We start from the raw sequence: 24,726 nt of genomic DNA, 5'->3' as shown, positions 1-24,726 counted from the left end.
CAGAGCCCAGCCTTTTTTTGCGAACAGCTCTTTAAGTATTTGATTATCCAGGCTCAGATCAGCAAACATCTTTTTCAAGCGTGAATTTTCTTCCTCTAAATCTTTCAGGCGTTTAACGTCAGAAGCTTCCATGCCGCCATACCGGCTCTTCCAATTGTAAAAAGTGGCTTCGGAAATGCCATTCTGCCTGCAAATCTCCTTGGTTGGAATGCCAGCTTCCTGTTGTTTGAGGATCGAAACGATCTGTGTCTCGGTGAATTTGGTCTTTTTCATCAGTTTAAAATTAAGGTTTAATCTCTAATTTCAAACTGTCTGTGGGTTAGGGATACTTACACTTTACCTCAAAATTAAATGAACCTCAAACTCGCAGCCCTCTTACTCTTGGTATCAGTAACCCAATGCACCTCCAAAACAGAAACCGCCAATCAACCCAAAGAACAATCCATCATAGGCACCTGGCACCTGCATTCCAGCCAGATCATTGAAAAAGGCGACACGATCAATACCTTCCCTGTCAAGGACCAGGAAATGATCAAGCAGATTACCGACACGCATTTCAGCTTCATGAAGCATGATACGCGGCAGGGCAAAGGTGACACTGCAGTTTTCGACGCGGGAGCCGGCACTTACACTTTAAAAGGTGAAGACTACACCGAGAACCTGCAATACTGCAACTATCGGGAATGGGAAAATCACCAATTCAAATTCAAGCTCCGGATCAATGGAGATACCCTGGTGCAGACAGGCTTTGAAAGGATCGACAGTTTGGGGGTTGATCGGGAGATAAGAGAGGTGTATGTGAAGTCTAAACTATGATTTCTTTGATGGGCTTTGATGGACTATGATTTTCTGGGGTGCTTGGTTTGAGCGTATTCTTTTTTGATTTTTGATTATCGTTTCGGTCTGGGTTTCATGACCCTTTTGAATTGGAGGCTGGTGTTACCGAAGTTGATTAAGAGTCCGATTTCCATTTTGTAGGCTTCCAAATAGTTTATTGCTTGGGCCAGGTGGACATCTTCCAGTTCTTTGACTGCTTTGATTTCGAGCATTATTGTGTTCTCGATGAAGAAGTCGACCCTCCTTTTTCCTATTGGAAATCCCTTGTAGCTCAGCGGCATTTCCATTTCTCGCTGATGCGCGATGCCGTTCAGATTGAGCTCAATAGATAAAGCGCGTTGATAAACCACTTCCTGAAAACCATTCCCCATATATCGATGCACTTCCATTGCACAACCGATAATCCTGCCCGTCAAATCCGAATGTTTGTAAAGTTCATTAATCATAGTGTGTAAAATAGTGTAGACAACAAATCAAACAAAAAAATTGCCGCCAACCAAAAGCCAGCGGCAACATAAAAGAAAAGAATGGAGAAGAATCGAAAAGAAGGAAAGAATGAAAAAAACTACAAATCCAGAAATCCAATCAAAAAATCATAGTCCTCATTGCCCTCACAAAAATCATAGTTTAGACTTCTCCACCCACTTCCGCGCATTCACGAACGCCTCAATCCAAGGACTCACTTCATCCTTCCTACCCTCAGGATAATTCGCCCAATGCCATTGGAAAAGTGATCTTTCAATATGCGGCATCATTACTAAATGGCGGCCCGTTTCGTCACAAAGCATCGCCGTGTTGAAGCCCGACCCGTTTGGATTGGCCGGGTAGGTTTCGTAAGCATATTTGGCCACAATGCTGTAACGGTCTTCTGTATACGGAAACTCGAAGCGACCTTCGCCGTGGGATACCCAGACGCCGAGTGTCGAGCCGGCTAGTGACGATAGCATGACCGATTTGTTTGGCTGAATGGTCAGCGAGGTAAAAATGCTTTCGTGTTTGCCGCTGGCGTTGTGCAGCATCTTCGGCTTAACGTCATGGCCCATATTTATCAGACCCAGCTCGACGAAAAGTTGGCAGCCGTTGCAAACACCTACTGAAAGCGTGTCTTCGCGTTTGAAGAAGTTTTCGAGTGCGATCCGTGCTTTATCGTTATAGAGGAATGCGCCTGCCCAGCCTTTGGCGGAGCCCAAAACATCCGAATTGGAGAACCCTCCTACTGCGCCGATGAACTGGATATCTTCCAAAGTTTCGCGCCCGGAAATCAAATCCGTCATGTGTACGTCCTTTACGTCAAAACCGGCCAGGTACATTGCATTGGCCAATTCACGCTCAGAGTTACTTCCTTTTTCACGGAGTACTGCCGCTTTCGGACGTGGTTTTGATTCGTCGATAACAGGTTTTTTACCGTCAAACTGCGCCGGGAATTTGTACCGCAGCAGATGGTATTTATAGTTATCAAAACGCTCTTTCGCCAGTTCAGGTTTCGTTTGTTTTTTGTCTAATAAATACGAAGTCTTGAACCAGACGTCACGCAATTGATCGATATCAAAATCCCACTTGCCAGTCGCATCTTTAACGGTCAATGTCGAAGCCAGGTTTACATTTCCGATCTTGTTAAAATCAACTCCATTCGCTTCAAGCTCGTTTTCCACACTTTCATCGGCCTGGAAAACGATTCCTATATTTTCCGCAAAAAGCTTTTCAATAATATCCTGATCTCCCAAACCTGAAAGATCAATCGAAGCGCCCAGATCGCGGTCTGCAAAACACATTTCAAGTAATGTTGTTATTAATCCGCCGCTGCCTATATCGTGACCAGCCTGAATTTTACCTGCTTTGATCAGGCTTTGAATAGTATTAAATGCATTTTTCAGCTTCTCAGCATCCTGGATATCCGGCGTTTCACTTCCGATTTTATTCAGGATTTGTGCAAATGAAGATCCGCCCAGCTTGTAAGCATCGCCTGACAGATTGATATAGTAAATCGAACCACCTGTTTTCTTCAAAACGGGTTCAACAACGCTTCGAATATCATCGCAATGTCCAGCCGCTGAAATAATCACAGTACCCGGCGCGATCACTTCGTCACCTTTGTATTTCTGTTTCATCGAAAGCGAATCCTTGCCAGTCGGAATGTTGATTCCCAGACTGATTGCGAAATCCGAACAAGCTTTCACCGCTTTGTAAAGTCTGGCATCCTCGCCCTCATTCCGGCAAGCCCACATCCAGTTGGCGGAGAGCGAAACGCTTTTCAAACCATCCTGCAATGGGGCCCAAACGATGTTTGAAAGTGCCTCGGCGATTGCATTACGACTACCCGCTGCCGGATCGATCAGTGCCGAAAGTGGCGCGTGACCAATGGAAGTCGCAATTCCATCTTTGCCCTGAAAATCCAGCGCCATTACGCCCACGTTATTCAAAGGCAGTTGCAATGGTCCGGCGCATTGTTGCTTGGCAACGTGGCCGCCTACGCAACGGTCTACTTTGTTGGTAAGCCAATCCTTACTTGCGACCGCTTCCAGTTGCAGCATTTGTTCGAGATATTCATGCAGCTTTTCAACTTCATAAGTCACTGGTTCATAGCTCCTGTCAATGGTTTTGTCGTCCATGATCGTCTTCGGCGAGCTGCCGAACATGTCCTCCATTTTCAGGTCCATTGGTTTCGCACCCGTCTTGGCCGATTCGAATGTAAACCGATGTGAGCCCGTCACTTCACCTACATTATACAATGGCGCACGCTCGCGGTCGGCAATGCGTTTCAGCGTTTCCAGGTTCTCTTTGCTGATCACGAGTCCCATTCTTTCCTGGGATTCGTTTCCAATGATTTCTTTGGCTGAAAGTGTAGGATCGCCGACAGGTAATTTATCCAGATCTATGTTTCCGCCTGTTTCCTCGACAAGTTCTGAAAGACAGTTCAAATGTCCGCCAGCGCCGTGGTCGTGAATAGAGACGATTGTGTTGTTGCCGCTTTCCACCATGCCGCGTACTGCATTGGCAACGCGCTTCTGCATTTCCGGATTCGAACGCTGGATTGCATTCAACTCAATGCCCGAACCAAATGCACCCGTATCAGCAGAAGACACCGCCGCGCCGCCCATTCCGATCCGGTAGTTTTCACCGCCCATCACCACAATTTGATCACCCACTGCCGGCGTCGATTTCTTGGCCTGATCAGCCTTTCCGTAACCAATACCGCCCGCTTGCATGATCACTTTGTCATAACCCAGCTTGCGGCCTTGTTCTTCATGTTCAAATGTGAGAACCGATCCTGCGATCAGCGGCTGGCCGAATTTGTTTCCGAAGTCCGTAGCACCATTGGAAGCTTTGATCAGAATATCCATTGGCGTCTGGTACAGCCACTGGCGCTCTTCCACGCCATTTTCCCAAGGACGATTTTCTTCCAGGCGCGACAATGCAGTCATGTAAACTGCCGTTCCCGCCAAAGGCAAAGAACCTTGTCCGCCCGCCAGCCTGTCGCGGATTTCACCGCCAGAACCAGTCGCTGCGCCATTAAAAGGCTCAACAGTTGTTGGAAAATTATGTGTTTCGGCTTTCAGGGAAATAACCGATTTGAAATCTTTGATCTCGTAATATTCAGGAACATCCGGCCGCTTTGGCGCAAATTGGCGCACGACAGGACCTTCCAGAAAAGCAACATTATCCTTATACGCAGAAACGATCGAGTTAGGGTTCGCCTCTGAAGTTTTACGGATCAGTTTAAAAAGGGAAACCGGCTGCTCTTCGCCATCGATCACAAACACGCCATTGAAAATCTTATGACGGCAGTGCTCGGAGTTGACTTGGGAGAACCCGAAAACTTCTGAATCAGTCAGTTTGCGATTCAGTTTTTGAGCCAGATTATTCAGGTAGTCAACCTCTTCGTCGCTTAATGAAAGTCCCTCCTGCTTATTATAGGCAGCGATATCGTCAATTTCAAGGATTGGTTCCGGCTGGATATTAATTGTATAAAGCTCCTGGTTCAGCTCGCTGTATTTTTGCGAAAGCATGGGATCAAAACCAGAGAAATCCGCGTCAACTTTCCTGAATTCTTCTATGCGGATAATGCCCTGAATGTCCATGTTCTGCGTGATTTCCACGGCATTCGTGCTCCAAGGCGTGATCATCGCGGCACGCGGACCAACAAAAAACTCCGTGATGGTTTGCTCATCCCGGAGTTCTGCGCCGCCAAAAAGCCAGCTTAATTTGGAAGTATCTGATTCTGTTAGCGTTCTCTCTATCTGGACCGCAAAAACAGTATTCTGTTTGTCTGCAAAGAAGTAGATCATGGTATCGAATTATGGCGCAAAGGTAACGTTATTTTAACTTTTTGGCTAGCGATAAACGTCTTTTCTGACTTTTGAAATAACAACCTTCAAGCTTAATTGCTTACTTCACGATCAGCTGCACGTCAATATTTCCGCGTGTCGCATTGGAATAAGGACAAATCTGGTGCGCCTTCTCAGTCAGTTCCTGCGCTTTCTCTTTGTCCACACCAGGGATCTCGACTTCCAGCGTAACCGCCAGTCCAAAACCGCCATTGTCGATTTTACCAATACTCACCTCGGCAGTTACTGTGCTGGTTACACCGGTGATCTTCTCCTGACGCAGTACTACACCCAGCGCGCTGTCGAAGCAGGCTGCATATCCTCCCGCAAAAAGCAGTTCAGGGTTCAGGTACTCGCCCGATGGACCGCCCATTTCTTTGGGTACCCGCACATCGATATCCAGTACACCGTTTTCTGATTTAACTTTTCCGTTGCGTCCGCCCGTAGCAGTTGCCTTCGCGGTATATAATGGCTCAATTTTCATACAAATGCAGTTTTTGATTTAGATAATTTACAAACGTTCCCATTTACAACCGCCAAATCTGCTGCCTGGTTCCGCATGCAACAGGCATCGGATTTTACGCTCCAAACACTTAGAAAATACCTATCTTGGCAGTATTGAAAGAAATAAGCGTGATTATGAAACCATCCATTGCCGTACTTCCATTCGTCAACCTTAGCAACGATCCCGAAGAGGAATATTTCAGCGACGGTATTACCGAAGAAATCATCAACGTGCTCAGCCGCGTTCCGGGTTTGCAGGTAACCGGACGAACTTCTTCATTTACCTTCAAGGGTACCAATGACGATTTGCGCTCAATCGCCGCCCAGCTGAATGTAAGCCACGTCCTCAAAGGGAGCGTTTCCAGCAATGGTAACCAGTTGCTGATCAATGCACAGCTTGTGAATGCAGCAGACGAAATAGAAGTTTGGTCAGAGCAGTATGATCGTACGCTGGACGATATTTTTGATGTTCAGGATGAAATTGCGCTGGCTATTTTAGGTGCGATCAAAGTAGAGCTCCTGGGCGAAGAACCTGCCGTTACTTTCAAACGATATACCAATAACAAAGATGCCTACCAGCTCTACCTGCGCGGACGATTTTACCACAATAAATTCGCCGGCAGCGAGGAGTACCACAAAGCAATCAGCTATTTCAATGCAGCGCTTGAACTGGACCCGACCTATGCGATAGCTTACGCGGGAATTGCGTCCTGCTACCTGAATATGTGGTTTTACCGACATATGCCCGCTGCAAAAGCATTGCCTTTGATGAAGGAAGCAACCGGCCAGGCACTTGCGCTCGACAGTGAAATAGCAGAAAGCTACATTGCACTGGCCCGCATGCAAATGCTATACGAATGGGATTTTGGCAGCGCAGCAAATGCATTTAAAAAAGCAACAGACCTGAACTGGAATACTGCCGAGCTGCACGTGCAATTTGCCTTATACTGGGGATTGCTCGGCCACGCTTCCATGGCAGAAAAGGAGATCGGGACAGCATTGGAACTCGAACCATTTTCGCTGATCAACAATTTTTATGCAGGCTATGTGTACTGGCTTTCAGCCAATTTCGAGAAAGCGGTAGCGCAGGGAAGAAAGCTGACTGCAATGCAACCCACCTTCTGGGGCGGTCACATGATCACAGGCGCAAACCTGATCACGATGAAAGATTACGCCGCTGCCCAGGAAGCATTGGAAACTGCATTGGAAATTAATTACAATGGCATTACACTGAGTGCCTGCGGCGCATTGTTTGGACTGTCAGGCGAGCATGAAAGTGCGCGGGATATACTTACCCAAATGAATGCGCTCAGTAAAACGCAGGTTGTTTCGAATTACGATATGGGCATTGTGCATGCAACATTGGGCGATGCGGATAGGGCAGTAGAATACTTCCAGACCGCGATAAGTCAGCACGAGCCGCCTATGTTGTTTTTCAAATATATTGTGAGAGACTGGCTTACCGGCCCGCTCCACGATCCTCGTTACGATATGCTGGTAGAGGTAATTATGCATTGAAATACCCGGATCCGGCACAAACAAATTCAGTAAGCAAGCAGCCGCCCGCAAGCTACTACTGCAATCCAGACTGTAATGGAAATCAATGCAGACAATTTGGAAAAACCCGAAAGCTCGGTTTCCTCGGTAACAACTTGGGGGATTTTGTAAATAAACCTGTGAAAAACCCACGCATTCAGTCCCCCAACTGCAATCAATGCGAGCTTTAACCAGAATGTAAAATCAGTACCGAGCGCCTGCGCATTGGTGATGAAGAGCAGCAACCCCGAGGGAACAATGAGGATCAGCCCGCGCTGCGACCAGGGGAGTAAATGGCGCGCCAGCCCGTTAACAGAAAGGTTTTTAGAAAAGCCTAAAAGCCGCAGATCAAACAAAAAGGCGGCGCCAACCAGCATAACTATACCCAGTATATGAATGATTTCCAATACCGGGTATAGATACAAAGATTGTCTTATACCGACAGCCCAGGAAGATTCTTCAAGCCATTCCAACAGCTCCACTAGCGCAGCTCGAATTTTTTACCGTCAACAAAAATGCGTTCTGCGCGCATTTCATTTTTCTCTGTTTTGTGCGGGTATGCGACCAGTCTTACATCAGTGCCTTTCGTGATCATATCTGCGGTGAGGCCGCGATCTGTCATGCGGCTGGTGGGCGCTAAAAACACGGTTACCAGCTCTTTGTTGTACTTGACCTTCGCCAGCACGTGCGGATTTTCGTAAACAGACTCTTCTATTTTCGTTTTAAAATCTGTCGGTTTGGTTTGATCGTAATCTGCCCAGCCGTGGTGCAAAAAGGTAAATGAGGCCAGCAGCAATACCATACATACCAGGCTGAGTTTTTTCAGGTGAGTCATAACATGTTGATTTTAGTGTATTTAAAAGTAACCAAAACTTATCGTTTTTTGAAATTAATTATAGCCAAAATCCTAACCGGAACCTTTTGACTATATTTACCCACCAATCAACTCTTGAAAATTTTGAAATACATCCTTGCACTTTTCTTCTTCATCTCTGCCGGTCAGGTTTTCGCCCAAAGTGGCATGCTTCCATTGGACCAGGAAAAAAATATCTACTATTCAGACTCAGGTCAGCCGAAGCTTTCCAAAGACGAGATTTACAAGAAAATGCAGGATTGGGTTTCCAATACTTTCGGAAATTACCAGAATGCAGTCACCTTTGAAGATGCAGCCGCGGGCAAGCTGCGCGTCACCAGCTACGTGCCGGTAATCCACGCAGATTACGCCTATGTCCGTTTCGATCTCACGATCAGCTGCGCTGACAACCAGTACCAGGCCGTTATCTCCAACCTCGACGGTATCTCCACTATTCACAGCCCCGTGCGGCTTTCTGCCAAGGACAATGAACGCATTTCAGCCAAAGAAGTACTCGCAAAAGCTGAAAACAGCAGAAAAAAGCGCGGCGAAATGGAAGACGAACTCAAATTGATAAAGGCTGACAACGAAGGTATTAATACGGCGATGTACAACCTGCTGGCGAGCATCAAGCAGTTTACTAATTAAGCCCCTTCCACTTCGCGATCAGCATATTTGCGATTATTTCATATCCTTTGTCAGATGGATGCAGGCCGTCGTAGGTCATGTTGATCGCTTCCGGAGGATATGGATATTCGTCTTTTTCGGGATCAAACGGGATATTGGTGTAGTCAGGATAGGTATAGTTCTGGTACTTGCCGTTCTCGGGATTTCTCAGTCTTTTAAAATTGACCATATTCTCGTGAGTCATCCCGCTTTCGTGGTATAGGTCCACCACCGACAGCTTTTCTTTCAGCCCGATTTCCAGGATTGCATTCGCCACCTGTTCAAGCGCCTGGTCGCGTTTCGGTTTATAAGATCCGTATGCATTGTTTTTCGGGTTGTTGATGTACACAAAATCGCCGCGCTGCATAGGTGTGATCAGGATGATGTCAGCATTTTTGTTCAGATCCCGCAACTTATTCGTAATAACCCGGAATGCACCGTACACGGTTGAAGCGCCGTTCTGGTTCTCATAGTCGGCAATAGTTCCGATCGGCTTACCCTGCCACCAGTCGTTCGTTCCCAGGAAAATGGTATAGACATCGGCTTTCACCAGTCCGAGCGACTCGATCCTTTCTGCAATATTAATCGCAGTCCAGCCATTATGCCCCTGATTAATGTATTCAATGTCAGGGTATTTTTCGGTGATCAAACTCAGGTATCCCTTGGTCACCCGGTTCCCGGTTTCGTCTTTGTGATCATTGAGATACGTAATAGAATCACCGATCGCCACCCAGGTTACTTTGCCCGGGGCAGCACTGAAACAAACAGCCGCCAGCAACAGCAGCAGAAAAACACTTTTTTTCATTGGAATAAAGAAGTTCAGAACCGAATAGAGGAATGCATTAGTGCCCCTATTCTACTTATCTCATAAAAATTTCTCGTAAATAGCAAATGAAAGCTCAGCAGCTTCGCCACCAACCAAACGCTCGCCGCTCATGAAAAAAGTGCTGCTTCCATTGATTTTCCTCATCGCACTGCAATACACCGGACAATCCGCTTTTGCGCAGGATATGAAGGAAAATACCGCCCGCAGTTTCACTTCTCACCCAGGTCCAACTGGATGAACGACCCGAATGGAATGGTTTTTCACAATGGCACCTACCATCTTTTCTTCCAGTATTATCCCGACGACAAGGTTTGGGGACCCATGCATTGGGGCCACGCTACGAGCAAGGACCTGGTATCCTGGGAAGAGCAGCCCATTGCTTTGTACCCGGATAGTCTGGGATATATATTTTCAGGGAGTGCTGTGGTAGATGCCAGCAATACTTCGGATTTTGGCAAAGATGGTAAAACGCCGCTGGTAGCGATTTTCACACACCACGATCCTGTTCTTGAAAAACAAAAACCGGCAAACACGAATACCAGAGTCTCGCGTACAGTCTCGATGATGGAAAAACCTGGACCAAATACAGCGGAAACCCGGTACTGCCCAATCCCGGGATCACTGACTTCCGTGACCCAAAAGTAAGCTGGTACGAGCCGCAGAAAAAGTGGATTATGACCCTGGCCACGAAAGACAGGATCACATTTTATTCTTCGCCTAACCTGAAAAACTGGACACGTGAAAGTGAGTTTGGCGTAGATGCCGGTGCGCACGGCGGTGTGTGGGAATGCCCTGACCTGCTCCCCATCACGCATAATGGTAAGGAGGTATGGGTTTTAATCGTCAATATCAATCCGGGCGGCCCCAATAAAGGCTCGGCTGGGCAGTACTTCCTGGGAGATTTTAATGGAAAAGACTTTAAAGCTTATTCAAAAGAAACGAAATGGCTGGACTTTGGCGCCGACAACTATGCAGCTGTCACATTTTCTAACACTGGTAACCGACGCATTTTAATGGGCTGGATGAGAAACTGGCAATACGCCAACCAGGTACCGACAGATCCTTGGAGAAGCGCGAACACTGTGGCGCGGGAATTAGGGTTGAAGGCGGTCGACAAAGCAGTATACCTTACCTCAGTGCCCGTTAAAGAGCTTAACCTGCTTGAAAGCGGCAGTTTCTCTGAGAAAACGCTTAAAGTAAAAGGGGAAACAAACCTCACAAACCAAGCAAAAAACAGCACAGGCTTGTTCAGACTGGATTTCGAAGCCGTTTCTGCTGCCGATTTCAGCATTGTACTGTCGAATAAAGCAGGAAACGAGCTTATAATTGGCTATGATAAAGCCGCAAATCAATACTATACCGATCGCTCGAAATCGGGTAAGGTCGATTTCGAAGAGGGATTTGGTGTAAAGCATACTGCGCCGCGCATCTCCAAAGACAAAAACATCTCCCTTACACTGATTGCGGATGCAGCTTCTGTCGAGCTTTTTGCTGATGGCGGGCTTACTGCGATGACAAAGATCTTTTTTCCCGATGAACCTATGTCGGAGTTACGCATTAAGTCTGTTTCAGGAACTACATTGTCCAATCTGAAATATTCGAAACTGAAATCTGCATTGTCAAAATGAATCGGCTATTCAGCTGTCTCTTTCCTGCGAGATCCGTTTTTGCCAAATAACCAAAAGTACCGGCAACAATATTTCAACCGGAATGAAAACATTGAAGGGAAAAGGTGGAAACCCATAGTTGTAGATGGAGAAAAGCCTTCCGATCCCGCCAACGAAAATTGCTCCGCAAATGATCCTCACCGCGCTGGTCTGCTTTTCGATGCCCGGAAGGATCAGGTAAATGGAAATACCAAGGCCAACAGAAATCCCGTTCAAAAACCTGAGGTTACTATCCAGAAGCACGTAATCAGGCGACTCTAACGTCCGGTAAATGGGGCTTGCAATACCTAGCATTCCTAAAATACCCGTCAGCAGCGGGGCCAATGCGGAAATTGCCAGAACGATCTGAAATGTTCTTTTGCTACGGGTTACATTGGACATTGAATGGTTTGTTAAAGCACAACTCGCCGCCGAAGGCATTAAAACCGTACCATGGCAACTACCATCAGCTCACCATTCTGTCAAAAACCGCGCGCTGCCCGGCCATTGATTTCACCTTGTCTTCCGGGTTGGTGTGGCATTCCAGCAGCACCCAGCCTTTGTAGTTCATCTTGATCAGGTTGGCGATTAGTTCCTTATAGGGATAATCGGTCCGGTCCAGCTCCCGCACATGCAGCGTGTCTCCGAAGTACTGTTTAACCAGATCAAAATTGGATTGAAAGCCGGCTCCATTCAAATCCTGCGGATTACAGTTCCAGCAAATGCGGGCGTTTTTGTGATCGGCATACTCCATGATTTTCCTGATGTTGGGCAGCTCCTGCGTTTGTTCCCCGTGAACTTCCAGTCTGAGCTGCTGACCGTGGTCTTCCGCATAGCCAGCCAGCTCGTGCAATGCAGCTCCGATCTGCGCCAGCGTTTTTTCTACGGGAACGTCCGCATGCAGTCCGTTCGGCTTCACTTTCACACCAGAGCCACCCACATCTTTGCTCAGCCTGATAAACTCCTTGGTACGCTCAATGGAAGCTTTCAACTTTCCCTGATCAGGATAATCATATTGCTGGTTCGTACCCAATCCTACGATTTTAACGGGACTGTTGGCGAATTGCTGCTTCACTTCCATTCTTTCCTGTGCGCTCAGCTCGGGCATTACCTTGTGCGCGTGCTCCACCCTGAGCTCGACACCGTGGATTTTCGTTTCCGAGCAGTTCCTGATTATCGTCGGAACGTCCCAGTCTTTCCCCCACAGGTAAGTAACAAAACCCAGCTTCATTTCGGGTTTCAATGCGAGATATGATTGTGCATTGATCTTGTCGGAAACAAGTGCAGCCCCGGCAAGCATCGACATGTTTTTCAAAAAAATCTTCCTGCTTACAAACATGAGTTTCAGATTAAATAAGTTGATTAAAGCTAGAAGGCAAAAAGTTTGTGAATATCCCCGTTTGAACCAGTTGATTATCCTTGCTTAATCAGGTGTTAATTTCTTCTTTTGCTATCAGATAATATGATGACAAAAGGAACTCCCGCTGGGATCACCACAGGTGCGGCCCAGCAAACTGCCTACTCCGTTCTGTATTCGATCAGTCTGGCGCACTTGCTGAATGATATGTTGCAGGCGGTTATCCCGGCGATTTACCCGCTGATCAAAACCAGCTTTCACCTCGATTTTGCGCAAATTGGGATGGTTACGCTGGTATTTCAGCTCACCGCCTCCATTCTGCAACCTTTCGTGGGATTTTATACCGACAAATACCCGAAACCATTCTCCCTCGCTGTCGGAATGGGCATTTCGCTGCTGGGTCTGGTTAGTCTATCCTACGCGTCCAGCTACTTATGGATTCTCGCCTCGGTCAGTCTCATTGGAATGGGATCTTCCGTATTTCATCCTGAATCCTCGCGCGTTGCCTACCTGGCATCCGGCGGCAAGCGCGGACTGGCACAATCGATTTTTCAGTTGGGAGGAAATGCGGGAAGCGCATTGGGACCGTTATTAACGGCGCTCATCGTCGTACCTTACGGTCAGCAAAGTGTGATGTGGTTCACGATCCCCGCGATACTCGCGATATTTATCTTGACCCGGATCGGAAACTGGTACAAAAGTGTCGCATTGCCCAAAGCAGCAAAAGCGATCAAAGAAGTATCGACCGGCCTGAGCCGCGGCAGAGTAGCGGTTTCCATGCTGATTTTACTGCTATTGATCTTCTCAAAATACTTTTACCTGGCCGGAATGACCAGCTATTTTACCTTTTACCTGATGGACAAATTTGATCTGAGCGTGAAAAGTGCGCAGATCCAGCTGTTCATTTTCCTGGCCGCGATAGCAGTAGGGACTTTTGCAGGCGGTCCGCTTGGAGACAAGTTCGGCCGCAAATACATTATCTGGATTTCCATTCTTGGCGCAGCGCCATTTACACTGCTGCTCCCCTACGCCAATCTTTTCTGGACTACCATTCTCTCGATCTGCACCGGGCTGCTCATTTCTTCCGCGTTTTCAGCGATTATCGTGTATGCCCAGGAATTGATGCCCGGCAAAGTAGGTATGATCGCCGGACTGTTCTTTGGTTTCGCATTCGGAATGGGCGGACTGGGTTCGGCATTGCTGGGCAAGCTGGCCGATCAGACCAGCATCACCTATGTATTTGATGTATGCTCCTACCTGCCGCTGATCGGCATTCTAACGTACTTTCTGCCCGATGTAGAAAAAGAACACTCAGCCGCATAGCGACTGAGTGTTGGATCTATTTAGCCGTTAAAACGTACTCTTTACCCGGTTCGGTGACGAAATCAAATGAAAGCTTGTTCATCGGCTTTCCAGGTTTGGCAGCTGTTTGAATGCTTTTGTAAAAAGGGTTGGCATTCTCGCCGATTGCTGGTTTCAGTGCTTTTTTGTTAAGCTTCAATGCATTGGGAGCTGCAATGCGGCAGTTTCCGCCTAGTTTGGAGCGAACCGCCAGCCTGGTGATTTTCCCATTTGCCCAGGCTACATCGAGCTCAAATCCGCCCCGCGCCTTCAATCCTTTGACCTCGCCGGTCTGCCAATCGTCTGGTATCGCCGCAAGTACATTGATCATTCCGTCGTGGCTTTGCAGCAGCATTTCCGTGATGCCCGAAGTCCCTCCGAAGTTACCATCGATCTGGAATGGCGGGTGCGCGTCCAGCAGGTTCGGGTAAGTCCCGCCGCCTTTTGCGTAGTCGGTACCTTCCACGCCGGTCAGTTTCAACTGCTCGCGGATCAGCTTGTAAGCATGGTTTCCATCCAGCAGCCGCGCCCACACGTTGATCTTCCAGCCTTTGCTCCATCCTGTTCCTCCGTCGCCGCGCAACTCCATTGTTTTGCGGGCCGCCTGTGCATATACCGGGGTGTATACCGGCGAGATCTGCCGGCCCGGGAACAATCCGTACAAATGCGAAATGTGCCGGTGCTCGGGTTCAGCCTCTTCCCAATCTTTATACCATTCCTGCAAGTTTCCTTTTTTGCCAACCTGCATCGGGAACAGCTTGCTGCGTTTTTCAACCAGCAATTGACGGAATTCCGCGTCGGTGCCAGTTTTTTGTGAGGCTTCAATGACGTTTGTAAACAAATCCCAGATGATTGCCATGTCCATCGTAGTCGCTACCGAAACTGAGCCTTTGAAGCCTTTTTCGTCTATAAAAATGTTCTCGGGGGTGGTTGAAGGCGAAGTTACCAACCGGCCATTTTTGTCTTCCACAAGCCAGTCGAGACAAAACAATGCAGCCGATTTCATGATCGGATAAGCAGTTTTGGTTAAAAATGCCTCATCGCCGGTAAATTGGTAATGTTCCCACAAATGCTGACAAAGCCACGCGCCGCCCATTGGCCAGTTGGCCCAGGACGGACTGCCGCTGACGGGATTTGCGGTAGCCCAGATATCCGAATTATGATGCAGCACCCAGCCTTTTGCATTATAAAAGTTCTTAGCCACTTCCGTTCCCGTCACCTGCATTCTGCCGATCATATCGAGCAGCGGCGTGTGCAACTCCGACAGGTTGGCTGTTTCTACCATCCAGTAATTCATCTGGGTATTGATATTGGTGGTAAAATTACTGCTCCACGGCGGTCTTACTTCCCGATTCCAGATTCCCTGCAAATTAGCGGGGATACCGCCCGGCCGTGAGCTTGAAATCAGCAGGTACCTGCCAAACTGGAAATACAACGACTCCAAACCCGGATCTTTCCCACCTTCTGCATAGCTTTTCAGGCGCTCGTCCATAGGTTTATCCTGCGCCGGGTTTCCATTGATCACCAGGCTTACGCGATTGAACAGCGACTGGTAATCAGCGATGTGAGCGTTTTTGATTACGTCAAAAGTTTTGCTGCCGGCCGCTGCAAGATAGCGTTCTACCAGCTCGGTTTCGTTCTTTCCCTCTTTGTCGGGACATTTATCAAAACCATTGAAACTGGTTGCCGCCGAAAGCAACAGAACCACGTCGCTTGCATTGCTTACGTGCACGCCGGCACTATCCGTTTTGACCTGACCGTCACTTTCCTTCACCTTCACGCGCAGCTCAAAGCGCATTCCCCGGCATTGCGCAGGATCGTTGTAAACGACAGGTATCTCCATTGTTTGCATATAACTCGGGTCGGTATGCGCGGGAGCCTGGCCTTTCATAGCGAGCTGATCAGAAGCGATTACCTGCTGACGGTGCACGAGCGGACTGGTGGTAGAAGCCGTAAAATTCAATGCGCCTTTTTTGCTGGACTTCAACCGCACCACCATCACCTGATCAGGCGCTGAAATGAATATTTCGCGGGTATAATCCACACCGTCGACTGTGAAGCTGGTTAGTGACAATGCATTGGAAATATCCAGCTCGCGGCGGTAAGCAGTGGGCATTCCTTTCAGATCGTGGCTGATTAGCAGATCTCCGAGTGGCTCGTAAGACTCTGTAAATATTCCCTGTATCTTGGTGGTAAGTTCTTCCGCAAGCTTGTAATCTTCGTTTTCAAGCGCTTTGCGAACCTGCGGCAGGTATTTAACAGCATCGGGATTGGGATTGTTGTTCACCGGCCCACCCGACCAGAGTGTTTCTTCATTCAGCTGGATAAGCTCTTTTTCCACTCCCCCGAAAACCATCGCCCCTATTCGGCCATTCCCGATAGGCAGCGCCTCGTTCCAGTTGCGGGCAGGCTGTTTGTACCACATTTTCAATCCCTGCTGCGAAAATGCAAACTCGCTGCTCAACAGGATCGTACATGCAAAAAGTGCGGTACCAAACAGTACCCTCGGATTCTTTTGTTTGAAAATTCGGATCATATTTTTAAATCAAGTAAAAACAATTCGGACGCTGGTGACCCTCTTACTCCGCGTAATCAGGCGTAAACCAGCATCTTTCTTTAAAACAATATACCCGACACCGGCGCAAACCGCTCCGGTATCCCTTCTTCGTCAAGCATTTCTTTCAGGTCAATTTCGATATTTCGCACGATTGTCGCCAGCGGGGTGTCATTCAAAAGTCCCTCAAAAGGGTTTTCGCTGATATCGCCGACGTATTCCATAAACATAAATACCCACGACACAATCATGTTGAATGGGATCAGCAGGAACATGTAACGCTCTCCCAGGTCGACGAACTGCGGCAGCAAACCAAATGGCAGCAAGGTCATAAAAACGAAAATGAACAGGTTGGAGGTCGTGGCGTACTGCCGTGGAAATGGCGTGTTCTTGATCCGCTCGCTTTTGCCCTGCTCGTCGTAAAGCTGCGAGATCAGCCCCTGCAATGCTACGTGCTGGTAGGCATCAATTCGTCCGTTGTTCCGTAAAGCCGCAATGTTCCGCGCCTGGCAGTCGAGCAGCTGCGTGGGCATATTCGCTTTGTGCTTCAATGCTTCCAGTTCACCATCAGACAAGTGCCGGGCGATTTCTGCGTCGCAAATGATCTTTACGCGGTTTAATGCAGTCCGTTGCCGCTGGCTGGCCCTGTCTTCATGTTCCCAGCTGGTGCGTTTCGCCATCGAGTTGCGCAATGCATACAGCCAGGCAATGTGGCGATAAATGATCTTCCTGACTTCTGTTCCGGTTTCTTCATCCTGATTACTCTGCGAAAAAGCACGGACAGCGACGCAAAACGACCGGCTGTGGTTCGTGATCGCGCCCCAGATCTTGCGTGCTTCCCAGCTGCGGTCGTAGGATTGGTTGTTTTTAAAACCAACAAAAAAAGCAGTGGCCGTACCAACCAGCGACACCGGCAGCCAGGGCACTGCTACCCATTTCCAACCAAGATACTCATAGATAAAAATGGCGATGGAGCCTGTGGCGAGTGAGAACAAAACCATTCGCCAGGAATAGAAGTAGATAATTAAAGGGGACAGGTAACGCTTTACGTACATAGTAACAGGAGTTATATAAGAGAGTGAGTAGCCCGGATAAATGCCAATAATTTATCCAAAGCTACTCACAGAATGAAATGCACCATGCTTTTTGAAAAAAATCCTACAACCTGAATGCACTGGGTGTAGTGCTGGTTTGCTTCTTGAAGAAGTGGTTGAAATGGGCTGGTTCGTCAAACCCAAGGCAGTAGCTGATTTGCGAAATGTTCCAGTCTGTGTGCAGCAGCAATGCTTTTGCCTCGGCAGCTACCCGCTCTGCGATATGCGCGGTGGTTGTTTTGCCGGTAGTCAGGCGCACTGCGCGGTTGAGGTGGTTGGTATGCACGTTGAGACTCGAAGCATAGTCGCTGGCCGAGCGCAGCCGAAGTTGCTGCGACGGAGTTTCAATGGGAAACTGCCTTTCGAGCAAGTCAGAGAAAACCGCTGTGATCCGCGCGTTGGCGTCTGCATTCTGGTACAAGCTTTCAGAAGGGTCCATTTTCAATGCAGTATGCACGATCTCCATGATGTAGTTGCGAATGAGGTCGAACTTGAATGTATAATCCGCGCCCATTTCGGTCATCATTTTCCTGAAAATCGCGTCAACCTGCTTGTCTTGCTCTTCGTTGAGCAGGTAAGCCGGCTTGGCGCCGATCTGGAACATAGGCAGTTCCTTGATATCCCCCCGGATCACCTCATTGAAAAATGCTTCCTTGAAAATGCAGAAGAAGCCCGTGCTGTCGGTAGTCAGCTTTTCGTATTTATAAGGCACACTGGGATTGAAGAACATGAGCGTGGTACCATCCACTTCCAGCGATTTGTCCGCATAATGGTATACGTGTTTACCGCGCATGATTGATATCTTGTAAAAATCCCGCCGGTTGTACTGTATCTGCGCATTGCAGCCCCAGTCCCAATCTTCCAGATTGAACACATTGAAATGCCCTACATCCTTTTTCAGGTTTTCGGGCATCCAGTTGAACTTGTGCTGGTAGAATTCTTCCAGTGATTCAATTGCCATAATCGTGCATTGTTAATATACCTGCGACTCACTTACGGTAAAATATGTACCCGCCGTGGTGCAGCGTATTTTCATCCGTGAAATTGCCGTCGGCTTCAAAGCCGGAATCGTCCCAATAATAAATATAATCCCCCGTAATTTCATACCTGCCGGTATATGCACTTTCGCGGTTGCCGCGTGCTTCATCGTAGCGGCCGCCGGGTAGCAACTGCTGCCTGATATGTCCGTCGGCAGTCTGCCACATGCCGATATAACTTGTTTCAGTCTTCATAATCGATTTTTTGATTTTGGTAAATACCGGCACCTGCGCGCAGGCAGGTACCGGCTGCATTTAAAAGTTGGTAGCAGTGGCAAGAGCGCGCTGGGCTTCCATTTCCTGCTGCACCAATGCGATCTTCTCTTCCGCAATTCCATAAGCATCTTCACCCAGGAACAAGTGAAAAGGCGGAGCAGCTTGTTCGGAGACTGCAATAAAAACGGCTGCTGCTTTTTCAGGATCGCCGGGCTGGTTGGCATTAATGCTGTTTTGGTGCGCCAGTTGTGACTCGCGAACATTGGCATACTCTGCCATTTCTTTTTGCGGCGTGTTCAAAGAACCTGAACTCAGGAAGTTGGTCCGGAAATAGCCCGGCATTACCAATGTCACGTGAATTCCAAATGGTGCTACTTCGTGAAAAAGTGACTCGGAGAAACCATGCATCGCAAACTTCGTAGCACAATAGATACCGAAGCCCGGGAAGCCTCCCGAAAAGCCTCCGATGGAAGAAATATTAAAAATGTGGCCCGATTGCTGATTGCGCATTTGAGGCAATACCTGGCGGATGAGATTCAGTGCGCCAAATACATTGATCTCGAAATTCGCTCTTGCTTCCGAATCGGAAAGTTCTTCCAATGCGCCCGTCAGACCGTAACCTGCATTGTTCACCAGCACATCAATCCGTCCGAAAGCTGTGACTGCGTTTGCGACAGCCACCTGTACGTCGGCTTCGTCGGTTATGCTCAATGCCAATGGAAGAAAATCGTTACTACCGCTGCCGACAGCTTCTTTCAGCTCTGCTATGTTGCGGGAAGTAGCTGCTACTTTTTGTCCCTGCGCAAGGAGCTGCTTTGTCAATGTAAGGCCGAGTCCCTTGGACGCGCCTGTGATAAACCATACTTTTTGAGTGCTCATACTTTGTGTTTTTTATTATCACAAAGTTGGCATATAGGGAGGCCCGGGTGTTTGTCCGGTTCAAACCAATGCTTGCGAAATTCAAACAATTGGCACTGTCATTCTAATTTGCGGGGGGAAACGATAAAACTGACCGCGCCGCTTTCTCATTCCTTAAAGAATGGAAAGGCTGACGCGGTCAGGCAAGTGCAACAGGTGTTGCTGCGTACTATATCGTAATTCTGCCTCCTGTAACCGGCAAGGTAGCGCCCGAAACATAGCTGCTTTCATCCGAAGCGAGGTACACGTAAGCCGGTGCGAGCTCAGCGGGCTGTCCCGGCCGCCCCATCGGGGTATCAGCGCCAAACTCTTCCGGGTCCGGCATCGTGGACGGGATCAATGGAGTCCAAACAGGACCCGGCGCCACCGCATTGACACGGATACCTTTTCCCTGCTGCAGCATAATCTGTCCCAGGTTAGCAGAGAAGTTCTGTATCGCTGCCTTTGTGGCCGCATAATGCAGCAGGCTCGCGTTGGGCGAATACGCGTTTACCGAAGTAGTATTGACGATCGCGCTGCCCGGCTTCATGTGCGGCTCGGCAGCTTTGCAGAGGTAGAACATACTATGGATATTGACCGCGAAAGTATATTCCCACTCCCCTTCCGGAATGTCCTGCAATGTTTTCCTGGCCATTTGAAATGCAGCGTTGTTGACCAGAATATCGATCTGTCCAAACTCTTCCACGGCTTTCTCCACGATCGCGCGGCAATGCGCTTCCTTGCTGATATCGCCTTTTACAAGTACCGCTTTCCGTCCAGCCTTCTCTACCCACGAAGCGGTATCCTGCGCATCAGCATCCTCTACGTCGGCCAGGTAGCTGATCAGCACGTCGGCCCCTTCCCTTGCGAATGCAATCGCCACCGCTTTTCCGATACCCGAATCGGCACCTGTGATGATCGCTTTTTTGCCGGTCAGCTTACCCGATCCTTTATAGGAATTTTCACCATGGTCGGCTTTGGGCTCCATCTGGGCTTCTGTTCCGGGTACCTCCTGGCTCTGCTCAGGAAATTCAGGTTGGGGGTACTTTTCTGCGGGATCTGTGCTATTCTCGATGCTCATAGTACTGTTGTTGAAGTTGTAATTTGATTTGCTGAAAGCCGGATGCGCTGCCAGGAGCCCGCCTGCTTTCAAGCGCGCTGTCGGTAATAATCATGCCAAAGAATGCAGCAGCCGCAGCGTTCCGGACAAGTTGTGATCAGTTCGACAGTGAGTCTGTATTTAGAGAAGTATTTAAAAGGCCAGGCGAATGTGACCTGCTTAGGTGCGGCATCAGATCTCGACTGGCTGCATTTCGCTGCGGGTCGCTGAATGCTCCCGGATTTTACAATAAACCTGAACAAAATAAGCTGTTTTCAGGATTGCGAATGTAAACCCCCGGGCCCCATCGCGAAATCCGCCCATGAGTATGAAGCTGCCGAAGAAAAAAGCCGGACCGATGAGCGGGGTGGCGAAGAACCTGTATTTCAGCCGCTGTTTCCAGGTAAAATGTTTGAGTGCAACGGTTTCAGATGATAATTTCAAAAAGCGTGCGGCTTCCCAGCTGGCATAAGCATTGTGCTTGTCGACATAATGCGCAACACCGCGAAAATCCTGATGATCTATTTTGCTGTCGATCACCCCCACCCTTCCATTCAATACCGGGTGTTCGTGAATTTCCATGTCGAGGTGACTCCATTGATTCTCCTCGATTCGCTCATATTCGCCGCATCCAACCCTGAATAAGGCGAGCTTTCGGAGCGGGTACCCGCCTTTCAGCTCTTTTCCTAAAAAGTAAATGGAGTATTTGAGCCAGTATCCCACAAGGTCGCCCGGCTGGGACATTGCCCGCACCAGCTCGGATTTGAAGGCTTCGGTCAGGTATTCGTCCGCATCCAGGAACATCACCCACTTCGTAGCCGGGGTATGGTATCTTAAAAACCAGTTGCGCTTTTTAGGAAATTGTCCGTTCCATTCGAAAACAATGACGTCGGCGCCAAAATCTGCTGCGATCTCCCGGGTACGGTCTGTGCTCATGGAATCGATTACAACGATTTTCTGCACGAAATTCTTGCCGATCGCCCGCAGGCAGCCGGCGAGGTTCCTTTCTTCGTTCCGGACGGGAATTACGATAGTCAGGTCGAGGGCCATAGTCAGAGTGGTTTTTGGATGAGGTGGTGATCTTTTAAACAAGCCGCGGCTTCACAGGTTTGCAGGGGTGACCCGAACAAATCGTCCATTCGGGCATATCCTTGCTGACCACTGACCGTGCCCCGATGACGCAGCCTTCGCCGATACGCACGCCGGGGTGAATGAATGCATCAGCCGCAATCCACACCTGATCGCCGATATAGATCGGTTTGGTAATCAATGGAAAACCTTTTTGCTCGTAGTCGTGGGTACCGGTGCAAACATGCGTCCCCTGCGAAATGACAGCCCGCCGCCCGATCGTAATTTTTTCCTGACTATACAGGATCACTCCATTGGCCACGCCGCATTCATCTTCGAGCACCAGGTTCCAGGGAGCCCAGATTTTAACCCGCGGGTAAATATGTACCCCGCGACCTACTTTCGCGCCAAAGCAGCGGAGCATAAAGGAACGCCAGGAATGCAGCGGCTTGGGCGACCATTTGAAAAATATACCCGCAGCTGACCAGCCCAACCTGGCTAACCGGTTACCAAGTGAAAACGACGGGCCGGTGTGGGTATCTACATTAACCATATTTTTCAGACAAATACACTAGGAAATAGTTTGATGAAACTCCAAAACTCGACCACATGGAATTTCTAACATATAGGTATATACGTTAAAATTATTCTATCGTAAAAATTGCTAAATTCTACCCTCGCAAAAAGTTGTGATTATTACCGGAAGCCTGCCGTGTCACACAAGATGTACACGGCAGGCATGCAGGTTTCTACAAAAATGCAAGGACTGTAATGAAGCGCCAACAGGCAATTGGCGAAAGGGACAAATCAGGCTTTTGAGCGGGCAGAGCCGGTATATTCTAATTGTCCAGCTGCGCAACATGCCGCCCCTCTATCCATTTGAGGAAGTCGCTTGCATTCGCTTTACTGACAATAAGAGGTTCAGGAGTAGTACAGGTAACGCCAACCAGCAGCTTGCGGCCAAAGTATTGCTGAATACTGATCACCGCTTTTCTGTGTACAATAAACTGCCTGTTAGCTCTGAAAAAGTCCCTGGGGTTCAGCGTATCAAGGATATTGTTGAGTGTGTCGCGCGTTTCATACCGCATGGAGCCGGCATATACGGACACCTGGTAGTTGTTGTAGTAGATAAAATCGATATTATCGAGGTTAATAGGAATGATCTGGTCCTTCACATAAACAAGTACCGAGCTCCTGAATGTGTTACGGGCGATCATCGCGCGTTTGAGAGTCGAAATGTCCCTGGAAAAATCCTCACTCAGGAAGTCGCGGAACCGCTTGAACTTTTCCAGGCTTTTGTGGAGGCTGAACACATCAATGGGTTTCAGCAGGTAGTCGATCCCATTGTTCTCGAAAGCTTCCATCGCATGATCATTATGCCCTGTACAGAATATAACCGGGCACTTAATCGACAGGTGTTCAAAGATTGAAAAGCTCAATCCATCCGAAAGCTGAATGTCGCAGAGAATCAGATGTGGCGATTTGTTGCTTGTCAGCCATCTTTTCGCTTCCTGCACCGAACTAAGCACTCCGCACACCGTGAAACCATTCCCGAAGTGCTCGATCATTTTTTTCAAGTCTGAGGCTATTTCTACTTCGTCCTCAATAAGTAGTATACTGGTCATTTAGTAGAGGGATTTTAACTATGAAGTGTTTTTCGTTTTCCTGGATTACGACGGGATTACTCGTCAGCAGGCTGTACCTGAGGTAGATGTTCCTCAGCCCAAGCCCCTGTGCCTGCCCGTCACGCGCTAATGTTTTGTTAATGGACTTACTGTTTTTCACGACCAGCATATTTGCTTCATCAAATACCTGAATATCAACCGGCTGATCGCCTGATATCATATTGTGCTTGACCGCGTTTTCAACCAGCAGCTGGATCGCACAACGTGGCACAAAGCGTTTTGCACCCGCCTCGCTGATAGACTCAGAGAGCTGCAATGAATGGGAGAACCGTTCATTCAGAATGAGAATATAGGCCCTTGTGAACTCCATTTCGCTCTGCACGCTTACCGGGTTCAGGTTGTTGCTGTAACTGATCATGTGCCGGTAAAAGGCGCTGAGCTTATGTATAAACTCTTTCGCCCAGGTTTCCTGCAAGCCTGAATTCAGCACGGAGAGCGCATTGTACAGGAAATGCGGGTCCACTTCCTTGGTCAAATGGTGCAGATTGATCCAGAGGTTTTCCCGGAGCTGATGTTCCAGTTTCAGGTCATGCTCCTTGATAATCCTGTTGGCGTAAAGCGCAACGGAATACCCGACAACACTGATAAAAATGCCTCTGTACATGGATAGGTTGACTTTCTGTACTTCTTCCATTTCACTGGCCCGCGGGTAATCTTCAAAAAGGAAGGTGAAAGAGGCGGAGAAAACGCCGCTCAGGGTAACACCAGCCACGACGGTAAATAGCTTATGCCAGATTCCGGAAGCAAGCAGGAAGTGGCGCGCGCCGGTCCAGGTTCCGACACACAAAAGCATTATTGCCAGTTCGGACCCCATCAGATCGGCGGTACTGCCTGCGGGCAAATGCACCAGCCTTCCGGAGAATGCCAGCAGGGAAATGACAAGGGATAAACAAATCCCGTAACCCAATTGATAATCATTTTTCAAAACGTGCCAGAACCGCACGACGCCCTGCAATCTTTTCCTGATATCCATACGGATTAATTGTGGTTTTTACGGGAATAGCAACCTGTAAAAACAAGGGGATTTTACATTTATCCCCCAAAAAGACTTTCCTCCAAATTTCTGACTCTCGAATAAAAATGCGGATGTATATAGAAGCTTAACTTATCCAAAACAGCTCCTCCATTTTTTTCGCGCGATTCATAAGATTCATGCCAAAACCTCGCCACCGGATATTTTTCTGA

At 48.4% G+C, this 24,726-nt stretch carries 23 protein-coding genes and 1 pseudogene; 5 read left to right on the top strand and 19 right to left on the bottom strand.

The window, feature by feature from the left end; genetic code table 11:
- Window positions 1–273, bottom strand: a 273-nt coding sequence (locus Q369_RS0110510; RefSeq protein ID WP_031527767.1) for a transposase, incomplete at its 3' end; no start/stop codon positions are given.
- Between the two features lie 78 nt (window positions 274–351).
- On the opposite strand from Q369_RS0110510, the gene Q369_RS0110505 reads away from it, so the two are divergent.
- Complete coding sequence (locus Q369_RS0110505; RefSeq protein ID WP_031527766.1) at window positions 352–816, top strand: hypothetical protein; 465 nt, start codon at window positions 352–354, stop codon at window positions 814–816.
- Window positions 817–890: 74 nt separating this feature from the next.
- Here the strand turns inward: Q369_RS0110505 and Q369_RS0110500 are convergent, their stop codons facing one another.
- From Q369_RS0110500 to Q369_RS0110490, 3 genes are all read right to left on the bottom strand, one after another.
- A complete protein-coding gene (locus Q369_RS0110500) occupies window positions 891–1,283 on the bottom strand; it encodes a GxxExxY protein (RefSeq protein WP_031527765.1) in 393 nt (130 codons plus the stop codon).
- Between the two features lie 174 nt (window positions 1,284–1,457).
- Complete coding sequence (purL, locus tag Q369_RS0110495) at window positions 1,458–5,123, bottom strand: phosphoribosylformylglycinamidine synthase (protein WP_031527764.1); 3,666 nt, start codon at window positions 5,121–5,123, stop codon at window positions 1,458–1,460.
- A 100-nt stretch (window positions 5,124–5,223) separates the two neighbouring features.
- Window positions 5,224–5,646, bottom strand: a complete 423-nt coding sequence (locus tag Q369_RS0110490) for an organic hydroperoxide resistance protein (protein WP_031527763.1) — start codon at window positions 5,644–5,646, stop codon at window positions 5,224–5,226.
- Between the two features lie 155 nt (window positions 5,647–5,801).
- Here Q369_RS0110490 and Q369_RS0110485 point away from each other — a divergent pair, with 155 nt between their 5' ends.
- Window positions 5,802–7,184, top strand: a complete 1,383-nt coding sequence (locus tag Q369_RS0110485) for a hypothetical protein (RefSeq protein WP_035333277.1) — start codon at window positions 5,802–5,804, stop codon at window positions 7,182–7,184.
- Window positions 7,185–7,210: 26 nt separating this feature from the next.
- On the opposite strand, the gene Q369_RS0110480 is transcribed toward Q369_RS0110485, so the two are convergent.
- Both Q369_RS0110480 and Q369_RS0110475 read right to left on the bottom strand, forming a co-directional pair.
- The gene (locus Q369_RS0110480) at window positions 7,211–7,684 is read right to left on the bottom strand and encodes a DUF6644 family protein (protein ID WP_229206795.1); all 474 of its coding nucleotides are present in this window, start codon (window positions 7,682–7,684) and stop codon (window positions 7,211–7,213) included.
- Complete coding sequence (locus Q369_RS0110475; RefSeq protein WP_031527760.1) at window positions 7,684–8,037, bottom strand: DUF6152 family protein; 354 nt, start codon at window positions 8,035–8,037, stop codon at window positions 7,684–7,686. The genes Q369_RS0110480 and Q369_RS0110475 overlap by 1 nt, the downstream gene beginning before the upstream one ends.
- A gap of 123 nt (window positions 8,038–8,160) precedes the next feature.
- Here Q369_RS0110475 and Q369_RS0110470 point away from each other — a divergent pair, with 123 nt between their 5' ends.
- Complete coding sequence (locus tag Q369_RS0110470; RefSeq protein WP_035333275.1) at window positions 8,161–8,703, top strand: DUF4468 domain-containing protein; 543 nt, start codon at window positions 8,161–8,163, stop codon at window positions 8,701–8,703.
- Here Q369_RS0110470 and Q369_RS0110465 read toward each other — a convergent pair.
- Complete coding sequence (locus Q369_RS0110465) at window positions 8,696–9,526, bottom strand: SGNH/GDSL hydrolase family protein (RefSeq protein WP_031527758.1); 831 nt, start codon at window positions 9,524–9,526, stop codon at window positions 8,696–8,698. The genes Q369_RS0110470 and Q369_RS0110465 overlap by 8 nt on opposite strands.
- A 130-nt stretch (window positions 9,527–9,656) precedes the next feature.
- Here Q369_RS0110465 and Q369_RS29855 point away from each other — a divergent pair.
- Window positions 9,657–11,175, top strand: a pseudogene (locus Q369_RS29855) (glycoside hydrolase family 32 protein).
- 9 nt (window positions 11,176–11,184) lie between these two features.
- Here the strand turns inward: Q369_RS29855 and Q369_RS0110450 are convergent.
- Together Q369_RS0110450 and Q369_RS0110445 are read right to left on the bottom strand one after the other, a co-directional pair.
- Entirely contained in the window at window positions 11,185–11,595 is a 411-nt protein-coding gene (locus Q369_RS0110450) for a DUF4345 domain-containing protein (RefSeq protein ID WP_031527757.1), read from the bottom strand.
- Between the two features lie 64 nt (window positions 11,596–11,659).
- On the bottom strand, window positions 11,660–12,499 hold the full coding sequence (locus Q369_RS0110445; RefSeq protein ID WP_229206794.1) for a sugar phosphate isomerase/epimerase family protein: 840 nt from the start codon (window positions 12,497–12,499) through the stop codon (window positions 11,660–11,662).
- A gap of 156 nt (window positions 12,500–12,655) precedes the next feature.
- On the opposite strand from Q369_RS0110445, the gene Q369_RS0110440 reads away from it, so the two are divergent.
- On the top strand, window positions 12,656–13,873 hold the full coding sequence (locus Q369_RS0110440) for an MFS transporter (RefSeq protein ID WP_031527755.1): 1,218 nt from the start codon (window positions 12,656–12,658) through the stop codon (window positions 13,871–13,873).
- A 16-nt stretch (window positions 13,874–13,889) separates the two neighbouring features.
- On the opposite strand, the gene Q369_RS0110435 is transcribed toward Q369_RS0110440, so the two are convergent.
- From Q369_RS0110435 to Q369_RS0110390, 10 genes are all read right to left on the bottom strand, one after another.
- Window positions 13,890–16,427, bottom strand: a complete 2,538-nt coding sequence (locus tag Q369_RS0110435) for a glycoside hydrolase family 95 protein (protein WP_084165706.1) — start codon at window positions 16,425–16,427, stop codon at window positions 13,890–13,892.
- Window positions 16,428–16,507: 80 nt separating this feature from the next.
- Window positions 16,508–17,500 (bottom strand): bestrophin family protein, encoded by a 993-nt coding sequence (locus Q369_RS0110430; RefSeq protein WP_031527753.1) that lies wholly within the window; start codon window positions 17,498–17,500, stop codon window positions 16,508–16,510.
- A gap of 103 nt (window positions 17,501–17,603) precedes the next feature.
- The gene (locus Q369_RS0110425; RefSeq protein ID WP_031527752.1) at window positions 17,604–18,500 is read right to left on the bottom strand and encodes a helix-turn-helix domain-containing protein; all 897 of its coding nucleotides are present in this window, start codon (window positions 18,498–18,500) and stop codon (window positions 17,604–17,606) included.
- A gap of 28 nt (window positions 18,501–18,528) precedes the next feature.
- Complete coding sequence (locus tag Q369_RS0110420) at window positions 18,529–18,771, bottom strand: Atu4866 domain-containing protein (RefSeq protein WP_031527751.1); 243 nt, start codon at window positions 18,769–18,771, stop codon at window positions 18,529–18,531.
- 60 nt (window positions 18,772–18,831) lie between these two features.
- On the bottom strand, window positions 18,832–19,671 hold the full coding sequence (locus tag Q369_RS0110415; RefSeq protein WP_031527750.1) for an oxidoreductase: 840 nt from the start codon (window positions 19,669–19,671) through the stop codon (window positions 18,832–18,834).
- 208 nt (window positions 19,672–19,879) lie between these two features.
- Complete coding sequence (locus Q369_RS0110410; protein WP_031527749.1) at window positions 19,880–20,770, bottom strand: glucose 1-dehydrogenase; 891 nt, start codon at window positions 20,768–20,770, stop codon at window positions 19,880–19,882.
- A gap of 210 nt (window positions 20,771–20,980) precedes the next feature.
- On the bottom strand, window positions 20,981–21,838 hold the full coding sequence (locus tag Q369_RS0110405) for a glycosyltransferase family 2 protein (protein WP_035333224.1): 858 nt from the start codon (window positions 21,836–21,838) through the stop codon (window positions 20,981–20,983).
- Window positions 21,839–21,872: 34 nt separating this feature from the next.
- Window positions 21,873–22,409 (bottom strand): WcaF family extracellular polysaccharide biosynthesis acetyltransferase, encoded by a 537-nt coding sequence (locus tag Q369_RS0110400; protein ID WP_031527747.1) that lies wholly within the window; start codon window positions 22,407–22,409, stop codon window positions 21,873–21,875.
- A gap of 286 nt (window positions 22,410–22,695) precedes the next feature.
- The gene (locus tag Q369_RS0110395) at window positions 22,696–23,481 is read right to left on the bottom strand and encodes a LytR/AlgR family response regulator transcription factor (RefSeq protein ID WP_031527746.1); all 786 of its coding nucleotides are present in this window, start codon (window positions 23,479–23,481) and stop codon (window positions 22,696–22,698) included.
- The gene (locus Q369_RS0110390) at window positions 23,459–24,514 is read right to left on the bottom strand and encodes a sensor histidine kinase (protein WP_031527745.1); all 1,056 of its coding nucleotides are present in this window, start codon (window positions 24,512–24,514) and stop codon (window positions 23,459–23,461) included. Before Q369_RS0110390 ends, Q369_RS0110395 begins: the two co-directional genes overlap by 23 nt.
- Window positions 24,515–24,726: the final 212 nt, after the last annotated feature.

It is taken from the genome of Dyadobacter crusticola DSM 16708 (assembly GCF_000701505.1).
Classification (GTDB): Bacteria; Bacteroidota; Bacteroidia; order Cytophagales; family Spirosomataceae; genus Dyadobacter; species Dyadobacter crusticola.
Note: the sequence above shows the minus strand (reverse complement) of the source record. Positions and strands in the feature narration are given on the sequence as shown.

Bases quoted from the DNA above. Each gene is read 5' to 3' on its own strand.
- Q369_RS0110420 (WP_031527751.1), bottom strand. From the start codon at position 18,771: ATGAAGACTGAAACAAGTTATATCGGCATGTGGCAGACTGCCGACGGA.
- Q369_RS0110505 (WP_031527766.1), top strand. From the start codon at position 352: ATGAACCTCAAACTCGCAGCCCTCTTACTCTTGGTATCAGTAACCCAA.
- Q369_RS0110485 (WP_035333277.1), top strand. From the start codon at position 5,802: ATGAAACCATCCATTGCCGTACTTCCATTCGTCAACCTTAGCAACGAT.
- Q369_RS0110415 (WP_031527750.1), bottom strand. From the start codon at position 19,671: ATGAGCACTCAAAAAGTATGGTTTATCACAGGCGCGTCCAAGGGACTC.
- Q369_RS0110500 (WP_031527765.1), bottom strand. From the start codon at position 1,283: ATGATTAATGAACTTTACAAACATTCGGATTTGACGGGCAGGATTATC.
- Q369_RS0110430 (WP_031527753.1), bottom strand. From the start codon at position 17,500: ATGTACGTAAAGCGTTACCTGTCCCCTTTAATTATCTACTTCTATTCC.
- Q369_RS0110445 (WP_229206794.1), bottom strand. From the start codon at position 12,499: ATGTCGATGCTTGCCGGGGCTGCACTTGTTTCCGACAAGATCAATGCA.
- Q369_RS0110465 (WP_031527758.1), bottom strand. From the start codon at position 9,526: ATGAAAAAAAGTGTTTTTCTGCTGCTGTTGCTGGCGGCTGTTTGTTTC.
- Q369_RS0110425 (WP_031527752.1), bottom strand. From the start codon at position 18,500: ATGGCAATTGAATCACTGGAAGAATTCTACCAGCACAAGTTCAACTGG.
- Q369_RS0110450 (WP_031527757.1), bottom strand. From the start codon at position 11,595: ATGTCCAATGTAACCCGTAGCAAAAGAACATTTCAGATCGTTCTGGCA.
- Q369_RS0110435 (WP_084165706.1), bottom strand. From the start codon at position 16,427: ATGATCCGAATTTTCAAACAAAAGAATCCGAGGGTACTGTTTGGTACC.
- Q369_RS0110400 (WP_031527747.1), bottom strand. From the start codon at position 22,409: ATGGTTAATGTAGATACCCACACCGGCCCGTCGTTTTCACTTGGTAAC.
- Q369_RS0110405 (WP_035333224.1), bottom strand. From the start codon at position 21,838: ATGGCCCTCGACCTGACTATCGTAATTCCCGTCCGGAACGAAGAAAGG.
- Q369_RS0110440 (WP_031527755.1), top strand. From the start codon at position 12,656: ATGATGACAAAAGGAACTCCCGCTGGGATCACCACAGGTGCGGCCCAG.
- Q369_RS0110490 (WP_031527763.1), bottom strand. From the start codon at position 5,646: ATGAAAATTGAGCCATTATATACCGCGAAGGCAACTGCTACGGGCGGA.
- Q369_RS0110475 (WP_031527760.1), bottom strand. From the start codon at position 8,037: ATGACTCACCTGAAAAAACTCAGCCTGGTATGTATGGTATTGCTGCTG.
- Q369_RS0110390 (WP_031527745.1), bottom strand. From the start codon at position 24,514: ATGGATATCAGGAAAAGATTGCAGGGCGTCGTGCGGTTCTGGCACGTT.
- Q369_RS0110410 (WP_031527749.1), bottom strand. From the start codon at position 20,770: ATGAGCATCGAGAATAGCACAGATCCCGCAGAAAAGTACCCCCAACCT.
- purL (WP_031527764.1), bottom strand. From the start codon at position 5,123: ATGATCTACTTCTTTGCAGACAAACAGAATACTGTTTTTGCGGTCCAG.
- Q369_RS0110395 (WP_031527746.1), bottom strand. From the start codon at position 23,481: ATGACCAGTATACTACTTATTGAGGACGAAGTAGAAATAGCCTCAGAC.